Consider the following 21,943-nt stretch of genomic DNA (forward strand, 5'->3'; position numbering starts at 1 on the left):
GCCTACCCTTTCTTTTGGTTATTTATCCTTGTTACCATTTTTTCATTAAAAATAACCACAGGTAACAATAAAACTATATCCAGCAAAAATAATAGTATTGTAAAAATTAGCGCTGCCCAATTGCCGTTTGTGCCGAAAAATGAAACTAATAATCCTGGAGTTCCCTTTAAAATCTGGTAAACGCATACTGGAATAACATGTAAGCTAATTGCTGCTGCAGCTAGCGTCATGTTAATAAGCGGAATCACTATGCTAGGGATCAGGAACACAGGATTTAAAATCAGTGGTAAACCAATATTAAAGCCTAATGTAGAACCAAAAGTTGCAGGCAACAAATTAACTTTGGCATTGACCTCATTTTCTCTATTACTCCTTATTAGCAACATTAGTACTATGATGGCTAAAACTACGCTGGCTCCACCCATAGTGCCGTAAGTATTAATAAGAGAACTGCCCAAAAATTTGTAAGGAACATTCCAAGAATTCCCATGCCTTAACGTGTAAGTCAGGTTTTCAGCAGTATAGGCATTATTGACTGTTCCTGACAAAGAATGCAGCGGGAAGCCTATACCCAACCAATCTAAGAATGTAATTGCAACCGAAAGGACTAAAACTTCAGCAAAATTATTAGTAGTTTGCATGCGACTGACAATTTCGTTAAAGCTGGCAGAATTAAGTAATTTCAATTGTAATTCATAAATAATAATACCTAATAAGATGCCTGCCAAAAGTGAAACGAAACTTGGTAAAGCTGCAGCCCCCGCCCTTTTTTGTAAAACTTTTGTGCCCTCATCTTTTACATAAGAATAATTTTTGCCTAACAAATGAAAAACTTGCCCCACACAGTAACCCACAATTAATGCAATAAATAGCGCATTAACTTGTAATAAACTTGCTGTAAACGGCATGCGGGCGTCACGACCGCTACTAGACGCATAGGAACAAAAAAGCATAATTGATACGGCAGTTAAACCCGCCATTGTAGAGTCTTTATGATAAAGGCGGGCAGTATACCGTGCCATAAAATAGCTGGCGTAAACGCCAAAAACGCCAAAGGTAATCTCAACCATACCCCGACAAACAAAAGAACCGGCATACCATATATGGTCTGACAATATTTTGTCTAAGCTAAAAATGTTATAAATTAACCCATTAGGTGTAAAGACTAGATCATTGAGAACTTTAAAGTATGAACCAACCACAGCGATTGGCATTAGCATCGCCATCGTGTGTCGTGCCGCACGAAAAAAGGAGTATTCTTGTATGCGCACCAGGAAATTAAAAGTAAATTCTTTCATTTTGCAGAACCTTATCTTTATTATTTTATTTAAAAGAAAATAATACTCTAATTTTTTAGTACTAGCTATTTTTATACTGTCCTTTTTCGTTTTTAAATATTTAATGTTGTAAAAATGTTATAATGAAATTGAGTTCTAGAAGGCGATAAAATGAGCAGAAGAAAAATCGAACTGAATGAAAAAGTAGCAAAACTGACGGCAAAGTATATGGAAGTCACCGATACCGATTTTAATGATCTGATTAACGAGGCACTTAAAATGTATCTTTTTGATCGCTTGAATTCCAACCAGATTAAAGATGCACTTAAAAAGTCTGATGATACAAGTTCTGAATATACCAGCAGATTATTTAGAGAGCGTATTGATGACTTAAATCGCTTTGAATAAATACTACTATATAATTAAAAAGAGTGGGATTTTTAATAACCTCACTCTTTTTATTTATTATTAATAGTTACTTTTTTAAGAACTGATCTCCAGCTAAATTACGGTAAAAGTTGGCTTTTGTTGTCTGTTCGTATGGCAATAGCCAGATATAACCGATGCCGAAAGTAATAACGGAAAGAATGTACCAGCCAATAAAGCTTAAATTCAACACAAATAATTCCCATTTATGCCCGTCCATCAATTGCCGACTCGCTGTTATGGCAGTGGTTGCATGCACTTCTTGTCCACTTTCCACTAAATCATTAACTATATAGGGTGTCATAGCATAGGAATAAGATTTTATCAGACCAGGAATTACCAGCAACAAGGACCATAAAAATTGAAAAATATAGCTTAACAGAAAGTTCAGAAACTCGGGCACAAAACGACTATCCATAAAAACAGAAAAAATGCTCTTGAAAAAGCCCATCCTTTCCCCACGGGTAAAGTGCAAGAACGTCACCACTAAACTCAATAGGAAAAAGCTGCCGAGAAAGTTTACTCCTGTGTTAATACCTAATTGTCCAGCCCAAACTCCGGGCTTAAATACTGAATCAAGCGAACCGCTACCCATAGCGTCATTCATATTATTCATAGTTCTTACAGTGGTATCAAACACGGGTTTACCAAAAAAGATACCAACGAACACAGTCATTACTATACCAACAGAAATTGCCCAGCCCCAATTATGCCGTAACTGGTTTTTGGCTTCTGCTTTTAATTCTGCTCTAGTCATAACCTATCTCCTTACCTAATATATATTAATTTTATTTTACACTTCATTAGTAATATTTAGCAAAAAATATACCAAAAAGCATAGATTTATCAGCATTTAATCTATGCTAATACTATGTCTGTATTGATTTAATACCCACATTATAAAAACTAATTTTTATTCATTATCTTTATCTATATGCTTTTTATGCTGGTTGCTTTAGGCTAACGAGTTTTTTACCTGCATGATTAATATCTGCAGTTTGTTTTGGCTTGGGAGCCAATCTTCACAACTCCCAGTATTTACGGCTAGTATAGCTGCACATTTCACGTTGCAGAGTGCTGCTAAAACTGCGTCTTTACTTTAAAAAAATATTATGACTTTATTTATCAATATTTTGAGGCATACAAAAAGCCTAGTTCCACCAACATCGGAACTAAGCTCACACAGTGTTTGTGCCGTCATTACTGACCACATTAAAGAAATTTACATTTTCGCTACCGGAGAAAATGATTACTTTCCTATGGCGACACAACAGAATTTTAGCATGCAATTATATAAAAAACAAGTTTTAACCAAACATATTTGCACTTCTAGCCTTACGGCCAAGCAGTTCTAGCATAATTTGATTGATTTGCCCTTTTAGCTGGTCAAACTCGCCTTCACGGGTTTTATTTGACTGAATAATTAATATTGTTTGAGCATTATTACTGCTGCGCATGAAAGTATAATATCCCTGCCCAGCACCGTTAGCTGTTTTAGTTTGCAGCTTATTATTATTATAAAAACCGCCATTATAATAAGCAGGTGGTCCGGCCCGATATAGCAGCATACGACTCTTTTTAGTCAGTAATTTGCCCACCAGGAGATAATGAATTACTTTGGCCAAATCATGATTAGACATCACTACCGATCCTGCACCCAATTCATTATGGGCATCTTTTAAAGCAGCCTTATGCTTAACCACATCATAACGACCCTTGCGGTAAATCATTCCCGGTACTAGGTGACTGGCAATTATTTTTCCCGGTTTAGACCATAAAAACTCGGTCTGTCTCAGCCTTAAAGGTTTAACATAAGTTTGACGAAATAGCCGTTCATAACTTTTTTTAGTAATCTGACTGGCAATTCCGCAGAGATACACATAGTTGAGTGAACTATAGTGCCATTTATTCAATAGACGTGGCTCAAAAATAGTTTTAGCCGCATCACAACGAATATTATCATTATCTGAGATAAAATGCTTACGCCCTAACTTTGTTCCCGGCTTAAGATCCAGTCCTGCTGTCATTGCCAGCAGGTTTTTTATTTTAACCTTATTCGCGCCCGGAATTTGCGGATAAAATTGACTAAGCTTATCCTGCAAGCTTAACTTGCCTTCTTGTACCAAACGCATAACGATTGCAGCAGTCATAGACTTCTGCACAGAATTGATTAAATAACTAGTGTCAGTATTATTGCCTAAAGCATAGTTAAGCATAATTTTGCCATTTTTAATGACTAGAATTGAGCCTTTAATTCCCAGGGCATCAACTTGCTGGCGCACTACTTGCCTTTTAAAGATTCTTTTGAATTGCTTTTTAATGGATTTTCATTAGTTAAACTAATCTGATATGGCTTATTCTGCCATTTGCGACTGTAAAAGTAATTATGGATATTATAATTACGTGGCAGATCACTTTGCGCCATAAACGGCTTTACTGCCTGGTCAACAGCTACCCAGCCGCGCCAACCTATATGAATAGTATCCTCCATGAAATACTGTTCACCACCACGTTTGGATAAGTCAGTGACGTTATCAAAACCTTGGCTCGCCAGCTGGTATTTAATTTTAGAAACGGCCTTTTGGTACATCTTCTGGGATAAGCCCGTATAATTAGACCATTTTTCATTAATCGGCGGGATAATGAACAACACATTGGTATGCTGATTGGCAAACTGGTGTAACATCAACTCGAAATCGCTGTATTCCACCGATTTAGTGTAATTAAAATGACGCTGACTATTTTTTAATTTAGCTAGTACTCTCTTATTTAAGCGCTTCTTATAAAAACGATTATTAATACCAAAGTTATTAGAATTGGTGTTTATAGCAGCCTGCTCACTTGCCACTTCATTTAAAGCTTTAACTGAATAGGTAGCTGGTAGCAGCTTGGCCCGATCGTTAATTTTTTTGATACGGTCACGCAACTGAAAGGTACTGAAAAACTTATCTTCATTGTTAAGTATGCGCCGCTGGTTTTCGAGATAAAAACGTTGAAAACCGGTTAGCTTTTGCCCGTGAGCAACTCTTTTCATCCCCTGCCTGACAAAACTATTCACTTCTGGCATTTGCAAGAAACGCTTAGCTGCATAACGGTTTGTCGGTGTATCTTTTTTAATCTCTAACAGAAAATTACAGGCTTGTAGTGGTGAATAATACAGCGCGAAGGCATCGGGATTTTGCCCCATCTTGGTAAACCATTGCGGTGAAACAATAACCACGGCCTTTTTGCCCTTAAGCTGCTCGGGCGTGCTCTGCATTTCCAAAAAGTGCGCTAAGGATTGACTGCCTGGCCCGCCTAACAAAAATGGCCGGTAATTGCGGTGATATTTTTGCGCAATTACACTGGGATGCAGCGGATCAAGCCGGGACAATTCACTTGAACCATAAAAAGGCACATAACCCTCTTTATAAGCATCTTGTTTCATTAAGGAGCCCTTAAAAATGGTCGTGGTCTGCGAATTCGCAGCTTGATAGATCGCACCTTGCGAAAAAGTCCGCTCCCACGGCAATAAAAAGATGACCAGTAACAGGACTGCAGCGCAAAGTACCGGGCCAAAAATCTGCCACAGCCGGCGTTTGTTACTCATTTTCTAAATTTTCCACCTTTGCCACAATTTTATTAGGCGTGTCCCATTCATTTCTGTCAAATTCAGAAACAGGTACATCAATTTGGAATTTTTCCTGCAAATTTAACAACATTTGCACACTGGCCATTGAATCCATTAAACCATTGGCAAAAATATTTTCATCCATTCTGTCTGTTAAATCTTCACCAGTTAAATCTTGTAAAATTGCTAAAACTTCTTTTTTGGTATCCATGATAAAAACTCCTTAATAATTCACTGCTTATTTCCAGCCAAACCATAATTGACTGAGGAACCCTGAAAAAATCAGGAAACTGAAACAAACAACATTAAAAGTAACAAAAATTGCCAGCCATTTCGTATATTTGTTCGATGGCAATTTATCTTTGTGCTTCTTTTTAAACCGCAACCAACAATCATTGATGATGATAGCGAAAGCATGGAATAAGCCGTAAACAATGTAGTACCAGGTTAACCCATGCCAGAAGCCCATCACTAAGAATAATAACAGATAAGCTGCTTGAGATAGTCTAACGGGATTTTTGAACAGCTTTTTCTTCATCGCAAAGAAGGTAAACCGCATATAGATGTAGTCGCGGAACCAGAAGGACAAGGTCATGTGCCAACGATTCCAGAATTCTTTGATGTTTTGCGCAATAAACGGCTTATTAAAGTTCATTGGAGTGTGAATGCCCATAAAATAGGAAATCGACACGGCAAACAAGGAATAGCCCGCAAAGTCAAAGAATAAATACATACTGTAGCAGTACATGTAGGCGACTACCCACCACGACAGTTTCAAACCACCATTAGCCGTACCTGTTATCATTGCTGCTCGCGTAATTCTAGGTAGCCAGTGGGTACCAAAGAACCAGCCCAAGACAAATTTATATAAGAAGCCTTGAAACAAATAACGTGTCGCTAGTTCTAAATCGTTTAGATATTCGCTGCGTTTAGGAGCCATATCACATTCCTTAGCAAACCTACGGTAGCGATCAATTGGGCCCGATGAAATAGTGGGAAAGAATAAGAGAAAGCGTAGATACGTTCCGAGATTAAGCTCTTTAATGGCACCATCGCGGACCTCCATTACAACTTGAACAGTCTTAAAAGTTAGGTAAGAGATGCCCAAAAATGCCAAAACGCCGGGTATCTTAGCTTGCGGAAAAGCAGTTTGCACTTTAACTAAAATCAGAGGCACAATTGCTAAAATGACGGCCAGATAGAAAACCCAGGTTTTATTTTGACTATTTTTACGCCTCCGATAATAAAGGTAGCCGTAGGTGACTAGCAACTGAAACAGAACGTAAATAATCAAACTAACACCCTGTTGCCACTTTTCCGCATCAAAAATAAGAAAAAGAAAAACTAATGAGAACACAACTTCATAGATTTTTAAGCGGCGTCCCCAATACAGCCCAATAATGATTGGAATTAAACCAATCAACAAATACACAAAGTAATGCGGATTAGAGTACGGCTGCAAGTTAATGAAATTAAAATTCACTACTCGTTAACCTCCTTGATAACCGCTTTAATATCAACCTTACCATTTTGGGAGACAGGTAATGTTTCACGGTAAACATAGCGCTGCGGAATCATGTACGGCATCAGATTTTTAGTCAAATCTGCTCTAATCATCTTAGTGATTTCTGCTTCAGAATAGCGGTCTTTCACACCATCTTTCAGCTTAATTTCGGCGACGATTTGCTTGACCGTATGATCTTGGTTGTATTTAGGTGCGGCTACTCCGTGATCAACCAACTTATTCATCCCGATATAATGGTTAATTTCTTCCAGTTCAATACGGTAGCCGTTAAACTTGATCTGAAAATCAATCCTGCCCCGATAAAAGAGCATGTCGTGATCAAAGAAACCCTCATCACCTGAACGATGACTCAGATATTGATCACCCGGTTTTTTAAAGAAAGCCTTAGCAGTTTTTGCAGGATTATTCATATAACCCTTCGAAGTACTTGGTCCGGTAATGATAATCTCGCCTTCATCAGGTTGATCACCCTTAGTTTTATCAATGGTAATTTTGGTATCAGCTTTAACTTTGCCTATAGGCAGACGGTCATATTTTTTTAAAACAGCATCAGTAATTTCTACTTGAGTGACTGCGACCGTAGTTTCAGTTGGCCCGTAAGTGTTAAAAATACGCGTCTGGGGAAATTTCTTTTTTAACATTACCACTTCGTTATGTGGCAATTCTTCACCGCAAAACATAAAATGAGTCAGGTTTGGATGGTGCTTTTCGTCAAAAGTTTTATCCAGAAAACACATTTGCGCAAATGAAGGTGTCGAAACCCAGACGTTAAATTGCAAATTGGGCAGCGTCTGAAACAGCTGGGCAAAATTTTGCGTGACTTCATGTGGCAGAGCAACTAACTTCCCTGCTCCAACTAAAGCGGGATAAAGACTCATAACTGAAAGATCAAATGAATATGGCGCTTGGGATAAAAATGCTGGATGCTCTGGCAGAGCAAAATCCGTCATTTCCCAATTGATAAAGCTAAGCAGATTATTATGACTAATTTGCACCCCTTTAGGCTTGCCACTGGTGCCTGAAGTAAAAATGATGTAGAAGTTGTCATCACCTTGAACAAAGTTCGCAGGGTCAGATTCAAAGTCTCCTTTTTCTACATCAGCAGAATGCACTACTTTAATAGGTGGTAAATCAATTTCAGGCAGATCGTCAATCGCTAAAAGCGCTTCAGCGCGGGAAACCTCTTGGATCATAACTATCCGTTCAGCATTAGAGTAACTGGCAATGGGAATATAAGCATGCCCCGACTTGACACAACCCAAAAAACTGGCAACAATTTCGAAGTCTTGGCCGCCCCAGATCATAACTGGGCTTTGGGGCGAAAGACCTAAATTGGCAATTTTATGTGCCCACTCATCTGAACGCTTTTTTAAATCACCATAGGTATTGGTTTTACCCAAATAATCATAGGCTATACGCTCAGGTTCTTTTTGGGCAACTTCATCAATTTTTTCAATTACATTTTTAATCATATTAACGTACCATCTTAAAATTCATTATAAATAAAGTGAACGGAAGTAAGGCCGCTGTATTGATACAAATAAATTAGTACCAGTAAAATGACGCAATAGATAATTGTCGTCAAAATAAACTTACCCACACGTTTACCACGTGAATCAGTTTTTTCTTTTTTAGCCATAATTTCAGATCTCTTTCAAATATCAATAAAATGTACTATCGAATATAGTACTACTAAAGATTTCCAACTAAAAAAATCGTCATCAACTTTTACCAAATTTAAATATTTTCCTAATACTATTCGCTATTCAGTTTACGGCAAGCGTGATATGCAAAACCTAGCGGAATTGCCACAATAATCGGTCCAAATAACAATGCGATAATTATCAGAATAAAAATATTTTTTTCTTTGAGCCAGCGCTCACTTAACGCAGTGGTCAGAATATAGACCGCAAACAAAATTGTGAAAACCAGTTCCGCTAAAAAGAGATATCTCAAGGGACTTTGACCAATTCGCTGGTAGAACAATAATAAGTTGGATGCTGGTAGTAAACAAAACCAACCTGAAAAACGTAACCAGAAAGTAATTTTTTTACGGTAATCTTGCTTTTTCATATTTCTCCTTAGGCTTTAATTCTATTATTTGAAATAAAGTAAGTCCAATTATAGCAATGAGACTTGTAACAAACAATTTTGCAGTAATCTAAAATTTGCATTTTTCCTACTTTCGTCATACTTTTTTCACATTTTATAGTTATACTGAAAATGTGATATAGGAAACATTTGCTTTTTTCTTATATCACACTCAACTTTTTGTTTTTCATTCATACTCCTCCAAGTATAATAATGAAAAAACCGAAATGACTTTACAGGTCATTTTCATATCTATCCCTTTCGACTCACGTGCGTTACGTGAGTTTTTCTATGGTCTTAAACAGTTCTAAAGAAATTCTTTACTCTTTTATAAGAGATTTTCTAACTTAACTTCATATTTTAGAGATATTATTTTTTATGTAGTAAGCGATAGCAAAACTTACTACATACTCCCACTTTTTTATTTCATTCATTCTTACTCCTTCAAAGTAGATGAAAACTAACAGGCTCGCAGATCTTGCGGGCCTTTTTTCTTTGTTATAGGATTAAATTTGAACAATTATTATTTTTCATGATGAAAGGTTTATATTTAATGTTTTCACCCACAATCAAACACTTATTGGAAGAAAAATCAGGTTCTTTCATTATTCCTGCCTCTCGCATCGCTTTTGTTGAAGACGACAATCCCTTATATCACGCATTTATGATTCTGACGCGTGTCAAATATTCAAAAATTCCGGTTCTTGACCGTCAAAGCCGTGTTGTTGGACTTTTAAGTTTGGCAATGATTACAGATAAAATGATGGAAACAGACAGCATCTCACTTGAACCACTAAATAAATTGCAAGTGCGCGATGTCATGCAGACAAAATTTGACAAAATTAACTTCGTGCAAACGACTTTAGAAACACAATTGCACTTACTTGTTAACAACGCCTTTCTACCCGTTGTTGATGATTATGGCGTTTTTCAGGGGCTGCTAACTCGAAGAGAATGGATTAAGGCTTTTAATTACATTGCCCACAATTTTGAAAGCAAGTATCAAGTTACTCCTATTAATAAAAGCAAACAATTATAAAATATACTGTTAATTTATGATTATTTATTACTTTTTAGTGTACTTTATTCTAAACTAGACTATAATAAAAAGTAGCAGGGAACAACGTGTTGTTATTTCCTTATATGGCTATTTGGTTGATATGATATTAAAATTTCAATCAATTTTTGTATGTATTTTTAAATATATACACAATTACAAATATTCTTAATTTTTATTAGGAAATAAATAACACTTTGCTAAATTAGTTAATAAGTTTTATTGGTAATCCTAAAGTATTTGGAAAAGAAGAACACTAATATGGCAAGTAAAATGATTTCTGAGCAACTAACTTTTTTGGTAAGCGCAATTATTAAAAACTGGACTTATCCTAATGGTCAAGAATTATCGTTAAAAGAGCGGTCTGAATTGGTTGCTCAGCTAAAAAAACTGACCGCAAATTCAAAAAATATGGATGAAGTAACAAAAATTACTGAGGCTTTTTATAGAGATAAGGTAAGTAAAAGATTCAAATCAGTGGATTCAAACTTTTCTTGGATCTTTATGATCTTGCAGCATGAATTAGTATCAGCTACCCGGTTGCATGCTCTTTTGCTAGACTTGGCACGTGAAGAACACTTTTCGGAAAAAGGAATAGAGAAAATTAACCACTACTTTGCTGAAACCGATGACTACGGCGATAATGACAACTTTATTACCATGTCTTCTTCTGACATAATTGATTCAATCGGGAGAACAAAAATCTTTCAAATCACCCCAATAAATGATGACGATAAAAAATCTTCAAAAAATCTTCATCTTGAAACTAACTCAAAACAAAATAAACAAAGTAAGCAATTCAATAAGATTATTAAACTTAAAGATTATTAAATTAATGAAGGTGTTTAGTTCTCCACCTTCTTTTTTTATGCTAAAAATTATATTCTAATTTAGACTTATTCTAAATTAGTGTTAAAATAAAAATTATACTGTTTTAGGAGGAAGCAATTAATGAGTTTAAAACGTCAATGGAAATTTATCCTGGTGTTAGTCGTTGGAATTATTGGTTTGTTTTGCCAATTTGGTTTGAAAGCAAAAAGCCTGTTTCAGTTAGGCAGTTTACAGTTCCCCATTCAAGCAATTTTGATTGATATTATCGGTATTATGATGGCAATTTCTTTATTATGTGAAATTGCTAGCGACTTTAAGTCAGGGCGTTATGGTGTTGACATTTTAGCCGTGATTGCTGTCGTTTCTACAATACTAATTGGAGATATTTGGGCCGAATGGATGATCTTGGTCATGATGACGGGTGGTCAAACACTGGAAGATTATGCCACTGGTCAAGCAGATAAAGAATTGCGCTCCCTTTTAAGCAATTCTCCAACAATTGCCAATAAAATAGTTAATAAAGAATTGGTTTCTGTTGATGTTGACCAGTTAACAATTGGTGATCACGTTCTGATTAAGCCGGGTGAACAAGTTCCAGTTGATGGTAAAGTAGTTAGCGGAGAATCAAGTTTTGACCAGTCATCATTAACAGGAGAATCAGTACCTGTTAATAAAAAAATTGGTGATGAGCTCATGTCAGGCTCAATTAATGGTAGTGTTGCGGTAGAAATGACCGTTACTAAAAAAGCCAGTGATTCAGAATATCAAACAATTGTTTCACTAGTTGAATCTTCACAAGCACAACCAGCAAAATTTGTTAAAATGGCTGACCGTTACGCTGTGCCTTTTACTATTATTTCCTTGGTAATCGGAATTGCTGCCTGGATTCACTCTGGCAATCCTGTTAACTTTGCAGAAGTTATGGTTGTTGCCTCGCCTTGTCCTTTATTAATAGCTGCACCTGTAGCCTTAGTATCAGGCATGAGCTCAATGTCAAAACACCACATCATAGTTAAGTCTGGACCTACTTTAGAAAAATTAGCTACGGCTAAAACATTTGCGTTTGACAAAACTGGCACACTAACAGAAAACCAGCTGGTAATTGATAAAATCATTCCAGCAAATAAGGGTGCTGCTTTTAGTCCTGAAACTTTGCAAAGCTATGCTACAAGTGTAGAACAACAGTCTAGCCACATTATTGCCAATTCATTAGTAAATGTGGCTGATAAAAAGCTTTTAAAGCCTGCAACAGATATCAAAGAAGCTACCGGACAAGGAATTAGTGGTACGGTAGAAAATCATTTAGTTAAAGTTGGTAAATTACAATATGTTAGCCCTGAAACGACAACTGCTCCGATTAACGCTACTGCTGTTTACATTTCCATTGACAACAAATATGCTGGTTGCATTACCTTTAAAGATCAAGTTCGTCCGGAAAGTGCAGAAACAATAGCACGCTTGAAACGTCAAAGCGGTGCTCATATCATGATGCTAACCGGTGATCATAAAGATGTCGCTGATAAAATTGGTCAGTCTGTAGGTGTTACTGATATCCGTTACGACTTATTACCAGCAGAAAAAATTGCTGCTATTAGAGATGTTAAAAATGAAGATAGACCCGTAGTAATGACGGGTGATGGTATCAACGATGCACCTAGTTTGTCAGCTGCTGATGTTGGTATTGCTATGGGGGCAAAAGGCGCTTCTGCTGCCAGTGAAAGTGCGGACGCCATCATTATGGTTAATGATTTATCAAAAATTAATGATGCAGTGGCAATATCCAAGCATACTATGAAAGTTGCTAACATTGATGTTTTAACCGCTATTACGATAGTAGTTATCATCGAATTGATTGCTTTTACCGGTATTATTCCTGCCTTTTGGGGAGCAATTCTACAGGAAGTTGTTGATATGATTTCGATCAGCCTTGCGCTATTAGCAAAAACCACTCCCAAAAATCCTGCACAAACCGGCATTAAAGCCTCTAAGTAAACTTTAAAATTTTTTCAACTAAAAAGCCTGATAAATTGCATTTAATATCTGATGCAAACTTATCAGGCTTTTTTATACAAAACCCAGTGAATTAAAAAGCATGTGCGACAGCATTGAATAGCGCAGATCCCTGGTGGTTGTGTAGACCCATGCTAATACACAGCCTAATGCCCAATAAACTAATATGTATTTAGTTAGTCCGGGATCATGAACATAGCCAAAAATAAAACCACTTAGAATTATCCCCAGCCACTTATTTAATTTGTTATTTTCTTTAAAGAAAGTATTAAAGAATAATCCCCGAAAGATGAGTTCCTCAAACATCGGTCCCACTATAATAACCATTACCGGATAGAAATAACCTGACTGATGGGAAATTTGATCAAGCAAATTTTGATTGGTGGAAGTTTGTTCAAGACCTAGTCCCAAAGCAAACTGAACGACCGCACTAGCAATAATCAGCATGAATGTTCCTAAAAGGGCAATCAATATTTTCTTGAAATGCCAGTGTGGCCTGCTATTGTAGTTCCATTTGTTACTTTGCTTTAATTGCATGCGATACAGGAAAAAGATTAATAACAAAGTTATAATTGTAATTGCCAGTACCAGAATAACAAAAGAAGAACTAGTTAATCCCAGTCTTTTTTTTAATTTAAAAGGGTAAAAGTAAAATTGTTGTACGAAGCTGTAGATTATAAAAGCAGCAATCATAGTAATTATATTGCCTAAGAAATAAAAAATTTTCTTCATCATGTTTACACCCTTTTCATATTAAAATCAGAATAGTCAGCTACCAGCAAGTTTCCGTGGCATGTGCTACTAATTCATTAAAACCAGTTTGAAACAAAATATTGCCTACTAGATTATTTCCCGGGAAATAACTTTATTATTTTATCATATTTTAATTTACTAGGACTTTTTATTCATCTTTATTATAATAGACTTAGTTTTAACATCTAAGGTAGGATATTATGATCAGAATTTTTGAAATATTAAACCAGAACCGCTCTTTTATAATTCTATCGCTTATTATGCTGACATCTTTTGCAGTCTTTTTAATTTCATGGTTAAAAGAACCACGCAGATTACTTAATGGCATTTTATTTACCATTTTTTTACTGATGCTGGGTGTTTGGCTGACAGTGATGATTTTATCTACCAGTATTCGGCCGCTCATATTAGCTTATGAAATTATAATAGTGCTGTTTATAGCGGTAATAACTTTGATGGCGGCTTTTTCATGGCTGTTTTTCTTGTGGAATGCCTACATTGTATGGAAAAGGGAAAGTCATACTCTATCTAACCTTTTAACTTTATTTATTGGTATCGGAATAATAGTTATTTGGCTCATTGCATTGATTGGTCCCTTTAGAAATCTGCCTTCTTGGGTAAGAATTCTGTTGTATGCCCCTACTGGTGTCTTAGATTATTTACTTTTTGTTGCCTATGATTTTTTAGTCAATCTCACGCTTTATCAAATTGTACCGAGGCAGTATGATCAAGACTACCTAATTGTCTTAGGAGCAGGACTTTCACACGGTGAAACTGTTACACCATTATTAGCAAGTCGCATTAATCGCGCCATTGAATATGCTCAAAAGCAAGTTACTAAGGGAAGAAAAATGCCTAAACTGATCATGTCCGGTGGTAAAGGCGGAGATGAAAAAGTTTCTGAAGCTCAAGCTATGACCGAATATGCTATCGCAAGGGGAATTGAGCCTAACCAAATCTTACTTGAAGATCGTTCCAAAAATACTTTCCAAAACATGAAATTTTCTGCCCAAGTGGCAGCAAAAGATTTTGGTAGTAAAGACTATAGAGCTAAGTTTTTCAGTAATAACTATCACATTTTCAGGGCTTCTCTTTATGCTAAAGCAGCAGGTTTAAACGCAAATGGCGTAGGCTGCTATACTCGTTTCTATTTTCTACCTAATGCTATTGTGCGCGAGTTTGCGGCAGTTTTACTCTTAAAAAAGAAAAGGCACATTGTTGCCATCCTCTTAATTATTCTCTTCTTCATTATTTACGCTTTATTTGATTTAACTGGTCTTATTCATTAAAAAATTTAATTAGCAGAATTATTATCATTAAAAAAATAAAGTTTGGTCTTAAAAACAACTTCTTTTGGCTTTGCGATTTTATAAATGTTAAACTATCTCTTATTAATTAATTATTAAAAAGAAAGAGAAAAAGACATGCTGCAGTTAAAAGATTTACGTAAATCATATCATGTCGGTGATACCGTCACCCATGCACTTGACGATGTTTCTATATCTTTTCGTAACCAGGAATTCGTCGCAATATTAGGACCTAGTGGTTCTGGTAAAACAACGCTCTTAAACGTTGTGGGCGGACTCGATCGCTATGATAGTGGTGATCTAGTTATCAATGGTAAATCCACTAAGAATTTTAAAGAAACAGATTGGGATGCTTACCGGAACAATTCCGTTGGTTTTGTTTTTCAAAATTATAATCTGATTTCACATTTATCAATCATTGCTAACGTCGAATTAGGAATGAATCTGTCTGGCGTTTCAGCTGCGGAAAGACATCAGCGGGCAGTCAATGCCTTAACGCAAGTTGGATTAAAGGATCATATTTCTAAAAACCCTAACCAGCTTTCTGGTGGACAAATGCAAAGGGTTGCTATCGCCCGTGCTTTAGCAAACGATCCTGATATTCTGCTTTGCGATGAGCCTACGGGTGCTCTTGACACCATAACTTCTGAGCAAATCATGAAATTAATCAAAGAGTTGTCAAAAGACCGCCTAGTAGTTATGGTTACCCATAATTCCGAGCTCGCTCAAGAATATGCAACCAGAATCGTCAATTTTAAAGACGGCAAAATTTTAAATGATTCCAACCCCTTCACTCCTGAAAAAGAAAAAGATACTTTTAAATTAAAGCGGACAAAAATGTCCTATTGGAATGCTATTAAATTAAGCTTTACCAATATCATGACCAAAAAAGGTAGAACCACCTTAACCGCCTTTGCTTCAAGTATCGGCATTATTTCCATTGCAGTTGTATTAGCTTTGTCTAATGGTTTTCAAAAACAGATTGACACGACGATGAGCAAAGCACTGGCTAAATATCCCGTTACCATCAATCAAACTGCTACGGATGCCAGCAGTGTGCAAGACCGCAATGAATCTGATAAAAATGTCAAAAATCACGGCTATATCACAATTGAAAAAGATAGGCTGCAAGAGTCAACTCACCAAAACAAAATTGATCAAAAATACGTTAATTACGTTAAAAAGATCAATCCTAATTATGCCAACAGCATTTCATATCAGCGCGGCGTTAATTTAAATATCTTAACGCGTAAAAACCACAAAGTTAAGCCTGTGCAATTTTCGCCAATCTCCGCTGATTCAAACGGCTCACAGGCTGCTGCTCAGATGCGCATGCAGGCAATTAGTGCCACTGGTCTGGGCTCTTCCGTCTTTCCTACTACTCTAAGAAAAAGCAAAAACAATTTTTTAAAAGAAAATTACCAATTATTGTCTGGTGCTTGGCCAGATAAGTCCACTGACCTGGTTTTAGTGACTGACAACAAAAACAAGCTAAATATTAACATCCTTAAAAACCTTGGTTTAAAAGTTAAAACAGGAGAAAGGTTAAAATACCAGAAGCTAGTTGGGCAAAAATTTAAAATTGTTGCTAACGATGATTATTACCAAAAACTGCCTACTGGAATGTTCATACCGCAAAAAGTAAGCAATTCTATGTATGAGAATAGTAAAACTACTCTCCGAATTGTTGGTGTCATCCGACCTAAAAACGAAAATTCGATGGCTCTTTTATCCTCTGGAATTGCTTACAGTGATCAGCTGGCACAAAATATTATTAAGGAAAATAAGAATTCAGCAATAGTAAAAGCACAAAAGAAAACCACTCAAAATGTGATGACTGGTCAAAATATGAATTCACGGGAAAAGAAGCAAATGATGCAGTCAATTGGTGGCTCCACTATTCCAACCAGTATCATGATTTATCCTAACGACTTTGATGCTAAAGACAAAGTACTTGATTATTTAGATAAGTGGAACAAGGGCAAAAAGAAACAAGATAAAATTATCTATACTGACATGTCAAGTGCTGTAACTTCAATGACTGGCGGTTTGCTAAATGGTATTACTACCGTCTTAGTTGCTTTTGCCGCTATTTCTTTAGTAACCTCAATGATCATGATTGGAATTTTAACTTATACTTCTGTTTTGGAAAGAACCAAAGAAATTGGTATTTTGAAGGCCTTAGGTGCACGCAAAAAAGATATCACCCGTGTCTTTGATGCAGAAACATTTATATTAGGCATCTTTTCCGGCGTGTTAGGCGTATTCATTGCCTGGCTGCTGGTATTCCCGATTAACTCTGTTCTCTACTCCATTACGGACCTATCTAATGTTGCACAGCTAAATCCGGTGCACGCAGTGGTATTAGTTATTATTTCCACTATTTTGACAATGATTGGTGGACATTTGCCTGCACGTATGGCAGCTAAAAAGGATGCAGCAATTGCATTGAGAAGTGAATAATTAATAATTACTAATGAGTTCAATTAACGTGTGTTTCACATGTAACATTAATTGAACTCTTTTTATATTTAAAAAATAGTAATTAATGCACTTTATACCAGTTGACAAATTGGCATATACCAATTTATAATTAAGGTAACAAACATGGAGGCGTAAATAAAATGAAAGTAATTATTACAAGTGACAAGTCTAATGGTAGTAAAAAGGGCTTTGAAATTTTTGAAAAAAGTATCGCTAATGGTGCCAAAGTTATTGGCTTAGCAACTGGCTCTACTCCTGTTGCTTTATACCAAGAATGGGTTAAGAGCGACATGGATACGAGTAACCTAACCAGCATCAACCTTGATGAATATGTTGGTTTAGCTCCTGACAATGACCAAAGCTACCATTACTTTATGCAAAAATACTTATTCAATGAAAAGCCATTTAAGAAGACTTATGTACCAGATGGTATTAAAGCAATCAAGGATCCTGAAGGAGCTTCAGACGATTACAACAAGATAATTGCAGAGAATCCAATTGATATCCAGTTATTGGGCATTGGTAGAAATGGACATATTGCCTTTAATGAACCAGGAACATCATTTGATTCCGTTACCCATGAAGTAAAACTGACAGACAATACTATTAAAGCTAACTCACGTTTCTTTGATAACATTGATGATGTGCCAAAGACTGCAATCTGTATGGGAATAGCTAACATTATGTCTGCAAAAGAAATTGTGGTAATGGCATTTGGCGACAATAAAGCTGATGCTGTGGCTAAAATGGTTGAAGGCCCAGTAACAGAAGATGTACCTGCTTCAGTTTTGCAACAACATCAAAATGTCACTGTAATTGTTGATCAGGCTGCAGCAAGCAAGTTAAGTGCTAAATATCAAAAATAATCAGTTCGTTTTTGCAAATAAAGGCGGTGCTTTACGGCACCGCTTTTTGTGTGTAAAAAAGCGCAAACTGTTAATGTATATATATGGAGCATATTGTTAGTCTGTTAAAATAATCAGTATTATTATTAAGGTGAACACTGAGAGGATGGTGATAAGTTGAAAAGAATTAAGAAATGGCTATTAGTACTATGCATAATATTATTGCTACCAATTCCCGTTTACCTATTATGGGAAACCAGCAGTTTTTGGCAAAAATATTTAAGGATTAAATTACCGCATTTAGGTTCTCTTAATCCCATCTTTACATGGTACTTAATTGGTATTAGTGCAATTATCTTTATAATACTAATTATCAGTTTATTTGTCATCCTATTCTGGCCAGTCCAAAGATACTTTAATCTAATTCACAAACGTGATGGTCAAGTTAAAGTCACCTCAAAAGCTATCAACAGCTTTGTAATGAATTCACTTGTTGATTTACCTTACCTAAATAATGCTAAAGTTAGTTCCAAGTTAACAAAACGCCATATTAAAATCAAAATTGGCGGTGACCTTGGTGCAGGTGAAAACATTTCTGCTCTACTTGATGAATACCTTGAAGAATTGAAAAAGAATCTAAAGCAGTTGCTGGGAATTGAACAAAAGCCAAAAATTAACATCAAGTTTACCAATTATCACAAAGGGGCTAAACCTGAGAAGCGCGTTCAATAAAGGAGGTTAAGATGAAAGAAGAATATAAAAAATACCTCCCAGAAATAAGCGGTGCTGTAATTGGTTTGTTACTGGCATTTTGCTTTTTGGTACTGGGATTTTTCAAAACTATTTTCGTCATTGTAATGTTAGTCTGTGGCTTTTTAGTTGGTCATTACTGGCCGATATTTAAAAAGATGTTGCAGAATAAATAATTTAATATAAGGAGTATATGCAATATGGTACAATCAAGTTCAAATCAAGGAAGTTCAAAACCTGAAGTTAAAGGCGATCTAAAATATGATTCAAAGGTGATTCAAAAAATCGTGGGTATTGCCTTATCTGACATTAAAGGTCTTTTAACAGTTAACGGCGGCTTTTTCTCAAATATTGCTGATAAAATAGTTAATAGCGATGACGTCACTTCAGGTGTAAATGTTGAAGTAGGCAAAAAGCAAGTAGCCGTTGATATTGAGATCGTTGCAGAATATGGCGTAGACATTACCAAACTATATGATCAAATTAAAGAAAAGATCCAAGAAAAAGTCAAAGAAATGACCGGTCTTGATACAGTCGAAGTCAACGTTACTGTAGTTGATATTAAAACTAAAGAGCAGCATGAAAAAGATTCTGTCAGCTTACAGGACCGTATCACCGGTGCTGCTAACGACACTAAGGAAAAAATGAGCGATCAAAAAGACAAGGCTCAAGATAAAGTTGAGGAAAAGAAGAAAGAATCTAAAGAATCTAGAGTTAAATAATAAATATAATTTCAATCTGCAAGCACAAGCTAATTTATAAATTGCGTGTCTGAGAACAAATAAACTATGAACTTATGAAAAAGAAGGTAACGTGCAATTTTGATGTGAACCCTAAAATTATGACAAATTTGGGTATCATATCATTTGACTGCTTTACCTTCTTTTTATCTCTATTATTAAATTATAAACAATAGCTCAATTTTCTCTCAGGTCTAACTTCTTTGCCAATATTTGTTCAAAAGCACTGACAAATAAAACTCGCTGCCTTTTTATTGGCTTAAGGGATTGTTTATCTCAAATTCATTTAATTGAGAATAAAAGATATTCAAATTCCAATTAGCCTAATTCGATTATTCGATCAAACTGCTTTTTAATTTCCGGTCGCAAGTGATGGGAAATGTAAATCAAGGTCACTCCTTGCAAGTCAAGTAAACTTTGTTCAATCTTTTGACCATCTTGTTCATCAATGGCCGAAGTGATCTCATCTGCCAAAACAACTTTAGGTGAAGTAAGTAAATTACGTGCCAGCGCAATCCTTTGCTTTTGGCCACCTGAAATATTGTTACCAGCATGCTTTAATGGTGTATCAAGTCCTTGAGGACTATCAGCAATAAAGTTTTCTAATCCTGCTTGTTCTATCACCTTATCAAGGTCTGTCTGCTGAACTGACCGTCCCAAAGTAATATTGAAGCGCAAACTGCCATCAAAAATGTATGATGATTGGTCAATATAAGAAAGTTGCTGGCGCAATGAATTTTTATCAATTGTCCGGTATTCAGTGCCATCCCAGGTGAGTGAACCTTCATAATCTGTAAGTAAACCCGCTAAGAGTTTAACTAATGTGGATTTGCCACTGCCAGAGGCGCCAATGATTGCAATGTGCTCACCTTGTTTAATTACTTGAGTAAAATCAGACAAGATTGAATGTTTGTTTTGATCATAACTAAAAGACAAATCATTTATTACAATTTCATCAGTTAGGGGTCCGACTGGCTGACCAGGTTCATTATCGCCCTTTACTAACTTGTTATATTTATCAAAGATTGGCTGAACGGCACGAATCGCTGTTAGCTGAAAACTAATGTTAGTCAATCCACTGAATACTTGCCCAGCCATTGAACCAACGATTAAAATGGCCCCAATAGGTAATTCGCGTTGGAAAGCTAAGTAGCCAGTTTCTACAGTCAAAATAATTTGTGATGCAATGCTAACTAAATTAATTAAAGCACCTGAAAAACTGCTCTCTGATTGATAGGCAACCATTGCTTGGCCAGCTTTTTCTGAAGCTTTTAGGACAGCTTTTTTAATTAAGTTGCGTTGACCTAACATTAATAAATTAGTAAATCCTTCGAGTACGTCAGTTAACTTCGTAGTTAGTTGTTGATTCTTTTCACTTTGGGCAACAGACAATTCACCAAGCTTTTTTTGAAATATTTTGGGAAATGATACCATGATGACGGCTAAAACCAGTGTAGTTACTAATAATAAAGGATGATAAAACAACAATACCGTTGAAGATAATATTGCTAGTACTGTACTACCAAAAGCACTATTTATTGCTTGGTAACCACTTTGGTTAAGTTGGTTAATGTCATTGGTAAACCATGACAAGTAGTCAGATTCATTATTGTGATTGAATTCTTCATATTCTTGATCAGCAATGGTTTGGGATAAGTCTCCCCTAATTAGGTTATCAACTGTCTTTATAACAATAGCTCCGTACTTGGAAGTGATAAAATAAAATAGTAGAAATACGACCCAACCAAGGGCAGATATTGCTTCATTAATAAAAAAGCCGGATAAACTGCGGTTAGTTAATGAAGTTAATGCGTTCCCACTGTAAATGTTAGCAACTATTTGTCCTATTTGCCAGATTACCAGAGCAATAGCTAAAATTAGGTATTGCTTCCAATTGCGTCTAACGTATAGCCACAGATTAAATTTCATTTTTCCAATTTTCAAAGCGGCTCCTTTCATAATAAAAAATGTTCCTATGAAATGGCAGGAACATAAACTAATTTATAGTATGATTTTTTACTGATCGACGGTTGTAGCACCTGCTACAGTACAATAAATTGGGCCAGACATCGCTTTGGTAGCTTCATCATAAAAACTATTAGTGGCTTCCATTTGATCTAATGAACTAATTGGGATAGCAAAACCCTTAACGACAACGGCTTTTTTGTTTTCAATGTTGTAGCAACCATAAAAATTCTCCTTTACTAAATATATTATTTTGATTACACTTTAATTAT

General features: G+C 35.9%; 21 protein-coding genes. 10 read left to right on the top strand and 11 right to left on the bottom strand.

Annotation, left to right across the window (positions count from 1 at the left end):
- Nucleotides 1-2 precede the first annotated feature (2 nt).
- On the bottom strand, nt 3-1,298 hold the full coding sequence (locus DLD54_RS08555) for a PTS sugar transporter subunit IIC (protein WP_109918951.1): 1,296 nt from the start codon (nt 1,296-1,298) through the stop codon (nt 3-5).
- A gap of 150 nt (nt 1,299-1,448) precedes the next feature.
- Between DLD54_RS08555 and DLD54_RS08560 the strand changes: the two genes are divergently transcribed.
- Nucleotides 1,449-1,685 carry a hypothetical protein gene (locus tag DLD54_RS08560; RefSeq protein WP_109918952.1) on the top strand — a complete coding sequence of 79 codons (237 nt, stop codon included), beginning with the start codon at nt 1,449-1,451 and terminating at the stop codon, nt 1,683-1,685.
- A 67-nt stretch (nt 1,686-1,752) separates the two neighbouring features.
- Here DLD54_RS08560 and DLD54_RS08565 read toward each other — a convergent pair whose 3' ends face one another.
- The 8 genes from DLD54_RS08565 to DLD54_RS08600 form a co-directional block, all read right to left on the bottom strand.
- A complete protein-coding gene (locus tag DLD54_RS08565) occupies nt 1,753-2,460 on the bottom strand; it encodes a DUF975 family protein (protein ID WP_046327817.1) in 708 nt (235 codons plus the stop codon).
- A 550-nt stretch (nt 2,461-3,010) separates the two neighbouring features.
- The gene (locus tag DLD54_RS08570; protein ID WP_109918953.1) at nt 3,011-3,985 is read right to left on the bottom strand and encodes a serine hydrolase domain-containing protein; all 975 of its coding nucleotides are present in this window, start codon (nt 3,983-3,985) and stop codon (nt 3,011-3,013) included.
- Complete coding sequence (dltD, locus tag DLD54_RS08575) at nt 3,985-5,292, bottom strand: D-alanyl-lipoteichoic acid biosynthesis protein DltD (RefSeq protein WP_109918954.1); 1,308 nt, start codon at nt 5,290-5,292, stop codon at nt 3,985-3,987. The genes DLD54_RS08570 and dltD overlap by 1 nt, the downstream gene beginning before the upstream one ends.
- Nucleotides 5,285-5,524: a D-alanine--poly(phosphoribitol) ligase subunit DltC gene (gene dltC / locus DLD54_RS08580; RefSeq protein ID WP_038524744.1), complete on the bottom strand. Its 240-nt coding sequence runs from the start codon at nt 5,522-5,524 to the stop codon at nt 5,285-5,287. Before dltC ends, dltD begins: the two co-directional genes overlap by 8 nt.
- Before the next feature lie 27 nt (nt 5,525-5,551).
- Complete coding sequence (gene dltB / locus DLD54_RS08585) at nt 5,552-6,796, bottom strand: D-alanyl-lipoteichoic acid biosynthesis protein DltB (protein WP_109918955.1); 1,245 nt, start codon at nt 6,794-6,796, stop codon at nt 5,552-5,554.
- On the bottom strand, nt 6,796-8,310 hold the full coding sequence (gene dltA, locus DLD54_RS08590) for a D-alanine--poly(phosphoribitol) ligase subunit DltA (RefSeq protein ID WP_109918956.1): 1,515 nt from the start codon (nt 8,308-8,310) through the stop codon (nt 6,796-6,798). The genes dltB and dltA overlap by 1 nt, the downstream gene beginning before the upstream one ends.
- 14 nt (nt 8,311-8,324) lie before the next feature.
- Entirely contained in the window at nt 8,325-8,477 is a 153-nt protein-coding gene (locus DLD54_RS08595) for a teichoic acid D-Ala incorporation-associated protein DltX (RefSeq protein ID WP_038524754.1), read from the bottom strand.
- 116 nt (nt 8,478-8,593) lie between these two features.
- Nucleotides 8,594-8,911 (bottom strand): hypothetical protein, encoded by a 318-nt coding sequence (locus tag DLD54_RS08600; protein ID WP_109918957.1) that lies wholly within the window; start codon nt 8,909-8,911, stop codon nt 8,594-8,596.
- 571 nt (nt 8,912-9,482) lie between these two features.
- Here DLD54_RS08600 and cbpB point away from each other — a divergent pair.
- The 3 genes from cbpB to DLD54_RS08615 all read left to right on the top strand — a co-directional run bounded on the left by cbpB (nt 9,483) and on the right by DLD54_RS08615 (nt 12,809).
- Nucleotides 9,483-9,968 carry a cyclic-di-AMP-binding protein CbpB gene (gene cbpB, locus DLD54_RS08605; RefSeq protein ID WP_109918958.1) on the top strand — a complete coding sequence of 162 codons (486 nt, stop codon included), beginning with the start codon at nt 9,483-9,485 and terminating at the stop codon, nt 9,966-9,968.
- A 279-nt stretch (nt 9,969-10,247) separates the two neighbouring features.
- The gene (locus tag DLD54_RS08610; RefSeq protein WP_109918959.1) at nt 10,248-10,817 is read left to right on the top strand and encodes a hypothetical protein; all 570 of its coding nucleotides are present in this window, start codon (nt 10,248-10,250) and stop codon (nt 10,815-10,817) included.
- 120 nt (nt 10,818-10,937) lie between these two features.
- A complete protein-coding gene (locus tag DLD54_RS08615) occupies nt 10,938-12,809 on the top strand; it encodes a heavy metal translocating P-type ATPase (RefSeq protein WP_109918960.1) in 1,872 nt (623 codons plus the stop codon).
- 72 nt (nt 12,810-12,881) lie between these two features.
- Here DLD54_RS08615 and DLD54_RS08620 read toward each other — a convergent pair whose 3' ends face one another.
- Nucleotides 12,882-13,562 (bottom strand): CPBP family intramembrane glutamic endopeptidase, encoded by a 681-nt coding sequence (locus DLD54_RS08620; RefSeq protein ID WP_233559202.1) that lies wholly within the window; start codon nt 13,560-13,562, stop codon nt 12,882-12,884.
- A 215-nt stretch (nt 13,563-13,777) separates the two neighbouring features.
- On the opposite strand from DLD54_RS08620, the gene DLD54_RS08625 reads away from it, so the two are divergent.
- The 6 genes from DLD54_RS08625 (at nt 13,778) to DLD54_RS08650 (ending at nt 19,688) form a co-directional block, all read left to right on the top strand.
- Entirely contained in the window at nt 13,778-14,869 is a 1,092-nt protein-coding gene (locus DLD54_RS08625) for a YdcF family protein (protein ID WP_370448323.1), read from the top strand.
- Nucleotides 14,870-15,004: 135 nt separating this feature from the next.
- On the top strand, nt 15,005-17,350 hold the full coding sequence (locus DLD54_RS08630; RefSeq protein WP_109918962.1) for an ABC transporter ATP-binding protein/permease: 2,346 nt from the start codon (nt 15,005-15,007) through the stop codon (nt 17,348-17,350).
- Nucleotides 17,351-17,511: 161 nt separating this feature from the next.
- A complete protein-coding gene (locus tag DLD54_RS08635) occupies nt 17,512-18,237 on the top strand; it encodes a glucosamine-6-phosphate deaminase (RefSeq protein ID WP_046327829.1) in 726 nt (241 codons plus the stop codon).
- Between the two features lie 156 nt (nt 18,238-18,393).
- Nucleotides 18,394-18,948, top strand: coding sequence for an alkaline shock response membrane anchor protein AmaP (gene amaP, locus DLD54_RS08640; RefSeq protein ID WP_109918963.1), 555 nt, complete (start codon nt 18,394-18,396; stop codon nt 18,946-18,948).
- Nucleotides 18,949-18,959: 11 nt separating this feature from the next.
- The gene (locus DLD54_RS08645; protein WP_109918964.1) at nt 18,960-19,142 is read left to right on the top strand and encodes a DUF2273 domain-containing protein; all 183 of its coding nucleotides are present in this window, start codon (nt 18,960-18,962) and stop codon (nt 19,140-19,142) included.
- Nucleotides 19,143-19,157: 15 nt separating this feature from the next.
- Nucleotides 19,158-19,688 (top strand): Asp23/Gls24 family envelope stress response protein, encoded by a 531-nt coding sequence (locus DLD54_RS08650; protein WP_370448324.1) that lies wholly within the window; start codon nt 19,158-19,160, stop codon nt 19,686-19,688.
- A gap of 336 nt (nt 19,689-20,024) precedes the next feature.
- Here the strand turns inward: DLD54_RS08650 and DLD54_RS08655 are convergent, their stop codons facing one another.
- Entirely contained in the window at nt 20,025-21,650 is a 1,626-nt protein-coding gene (locus tag DLD54_RS08655; RefSeq protein ID WP_158593341.1) for an ABC transporter ATP-binding protein, read from the bottom strand.
- Nucleotides 21,651-21,943: the final 293 nt, after the last annotated feature.

Source organism: Lactobacillus helsingborgensis, from assembly GCF_003173695.1.
GTDB lineage: Bacteria > Bacillota > Bacilli > Lactobacillales > Lactobacillaceae > Lactobacillus > Lactobacillus helsingborgensis.

Bases quoted from the DNA above. Each gene is read 5' to 3' on its own strand.
- DLD54_RS08555 (WP_109918951.1), bottom strand. From the start codon at position 1,298: ATGAAAGAATTTACTTTTAATTTCCTGGTGCGCATACAAGAATACTCC.
- DLD54_RS08560 (WP_109918952.1), top strand. From the start codon at position 1,449: ATGAGCAGAAGAAAAATCGAACTGAATGAAAAAGTAGCAAAACTGACG.
- DLD54_RS08565 (WP_046327817.1), bottom strand. From the start codon at position 2,460: ATGACTAGAGCAGAATTAAAAGCAGAAGCCAAAAACCAGTTACGGCAT.
- dltD (WP_109918954.1), bottom strand. From the start codon at position 5,292: ATGAGTAACAAACGCCGGCTGTGGCAGATTTTTGGCCCGGTACTTTGC.
- dltC (WP_038524744.1), bottom strand. From the start codon at position 5,524: ATGGATACCAAAAAAGAAGTTTTAGCAATTTTACAAGATTTAACTGGT.
- dltA (WP_109918956.1), bottom strand. From the start codon at position 8,310: ATGATTAAAAATGTAATTGAAAAAATTGATGAAGTTGCCCAAAAAGAA.
- DLD54_RS08595 (WP_038524754.1), bottom strand. From the start codon at position 8,477: ATGGCTAAAAAAGAAAAAACTGATTCACGTGGTAAACGTGTGGGTAAG.
- DLD54_RS08600 (WP_109918957.1), bottom strand. From the start codon at position 8,911: ATGAAAAAGCAAGATTACCGTAAAAAAATTACTTTCTGGTTACGTTTT.
- cbpB (WP_109918958.1), top strand. From the start codon at position 9,483: ATGTTTTCACCCACAATCAAACACTTATTGGAAGAAAAATCAGGTTCT.
- DLD54_RS08610 (WP_109918959.1), top strand. From the start codon at position 10,248: ATGGCAAGTAAAATGATTTCTGAGCAACTAACTTTTTTGGTAAGCGCA.
- DLD54_RS08615 (WP_109918960.1), top strand. From the start codon at position 10,938: ATGAGTTTAAAACGTCAATGGAAATTTATCCTGGTGTTAGTCGTTGGA.
- DLD54_RS08620 (WP_233559202.1), bottom strand. From the start codon at position 13,562: ATGATGAAGAAAATTTTTTATTTCTTAGGCAATATAATTACTATGATT.
- DLD54_RS08630 (WP_109918962.1), top strand. From the start codon at position 15,005: ATGCTGCAGTTAAAAGATTTACGTAAATCATATCATGTCGGTGATACC.
- DLD54_RS08635 (WP_046327829.1), top strand. From the start codon at position 17,512: ATGAAAGTAATTATTACAAGTGACAAGTCTAATGGTAGTAAAAAGGGC.
- DLD54_RS08645 (WP_109918964.1), top strand. From the start codon at position 18,960: ATGAAAGAAGAATATAAAAAATACCTCCCAGAAATAAGCGGTGCTGTA.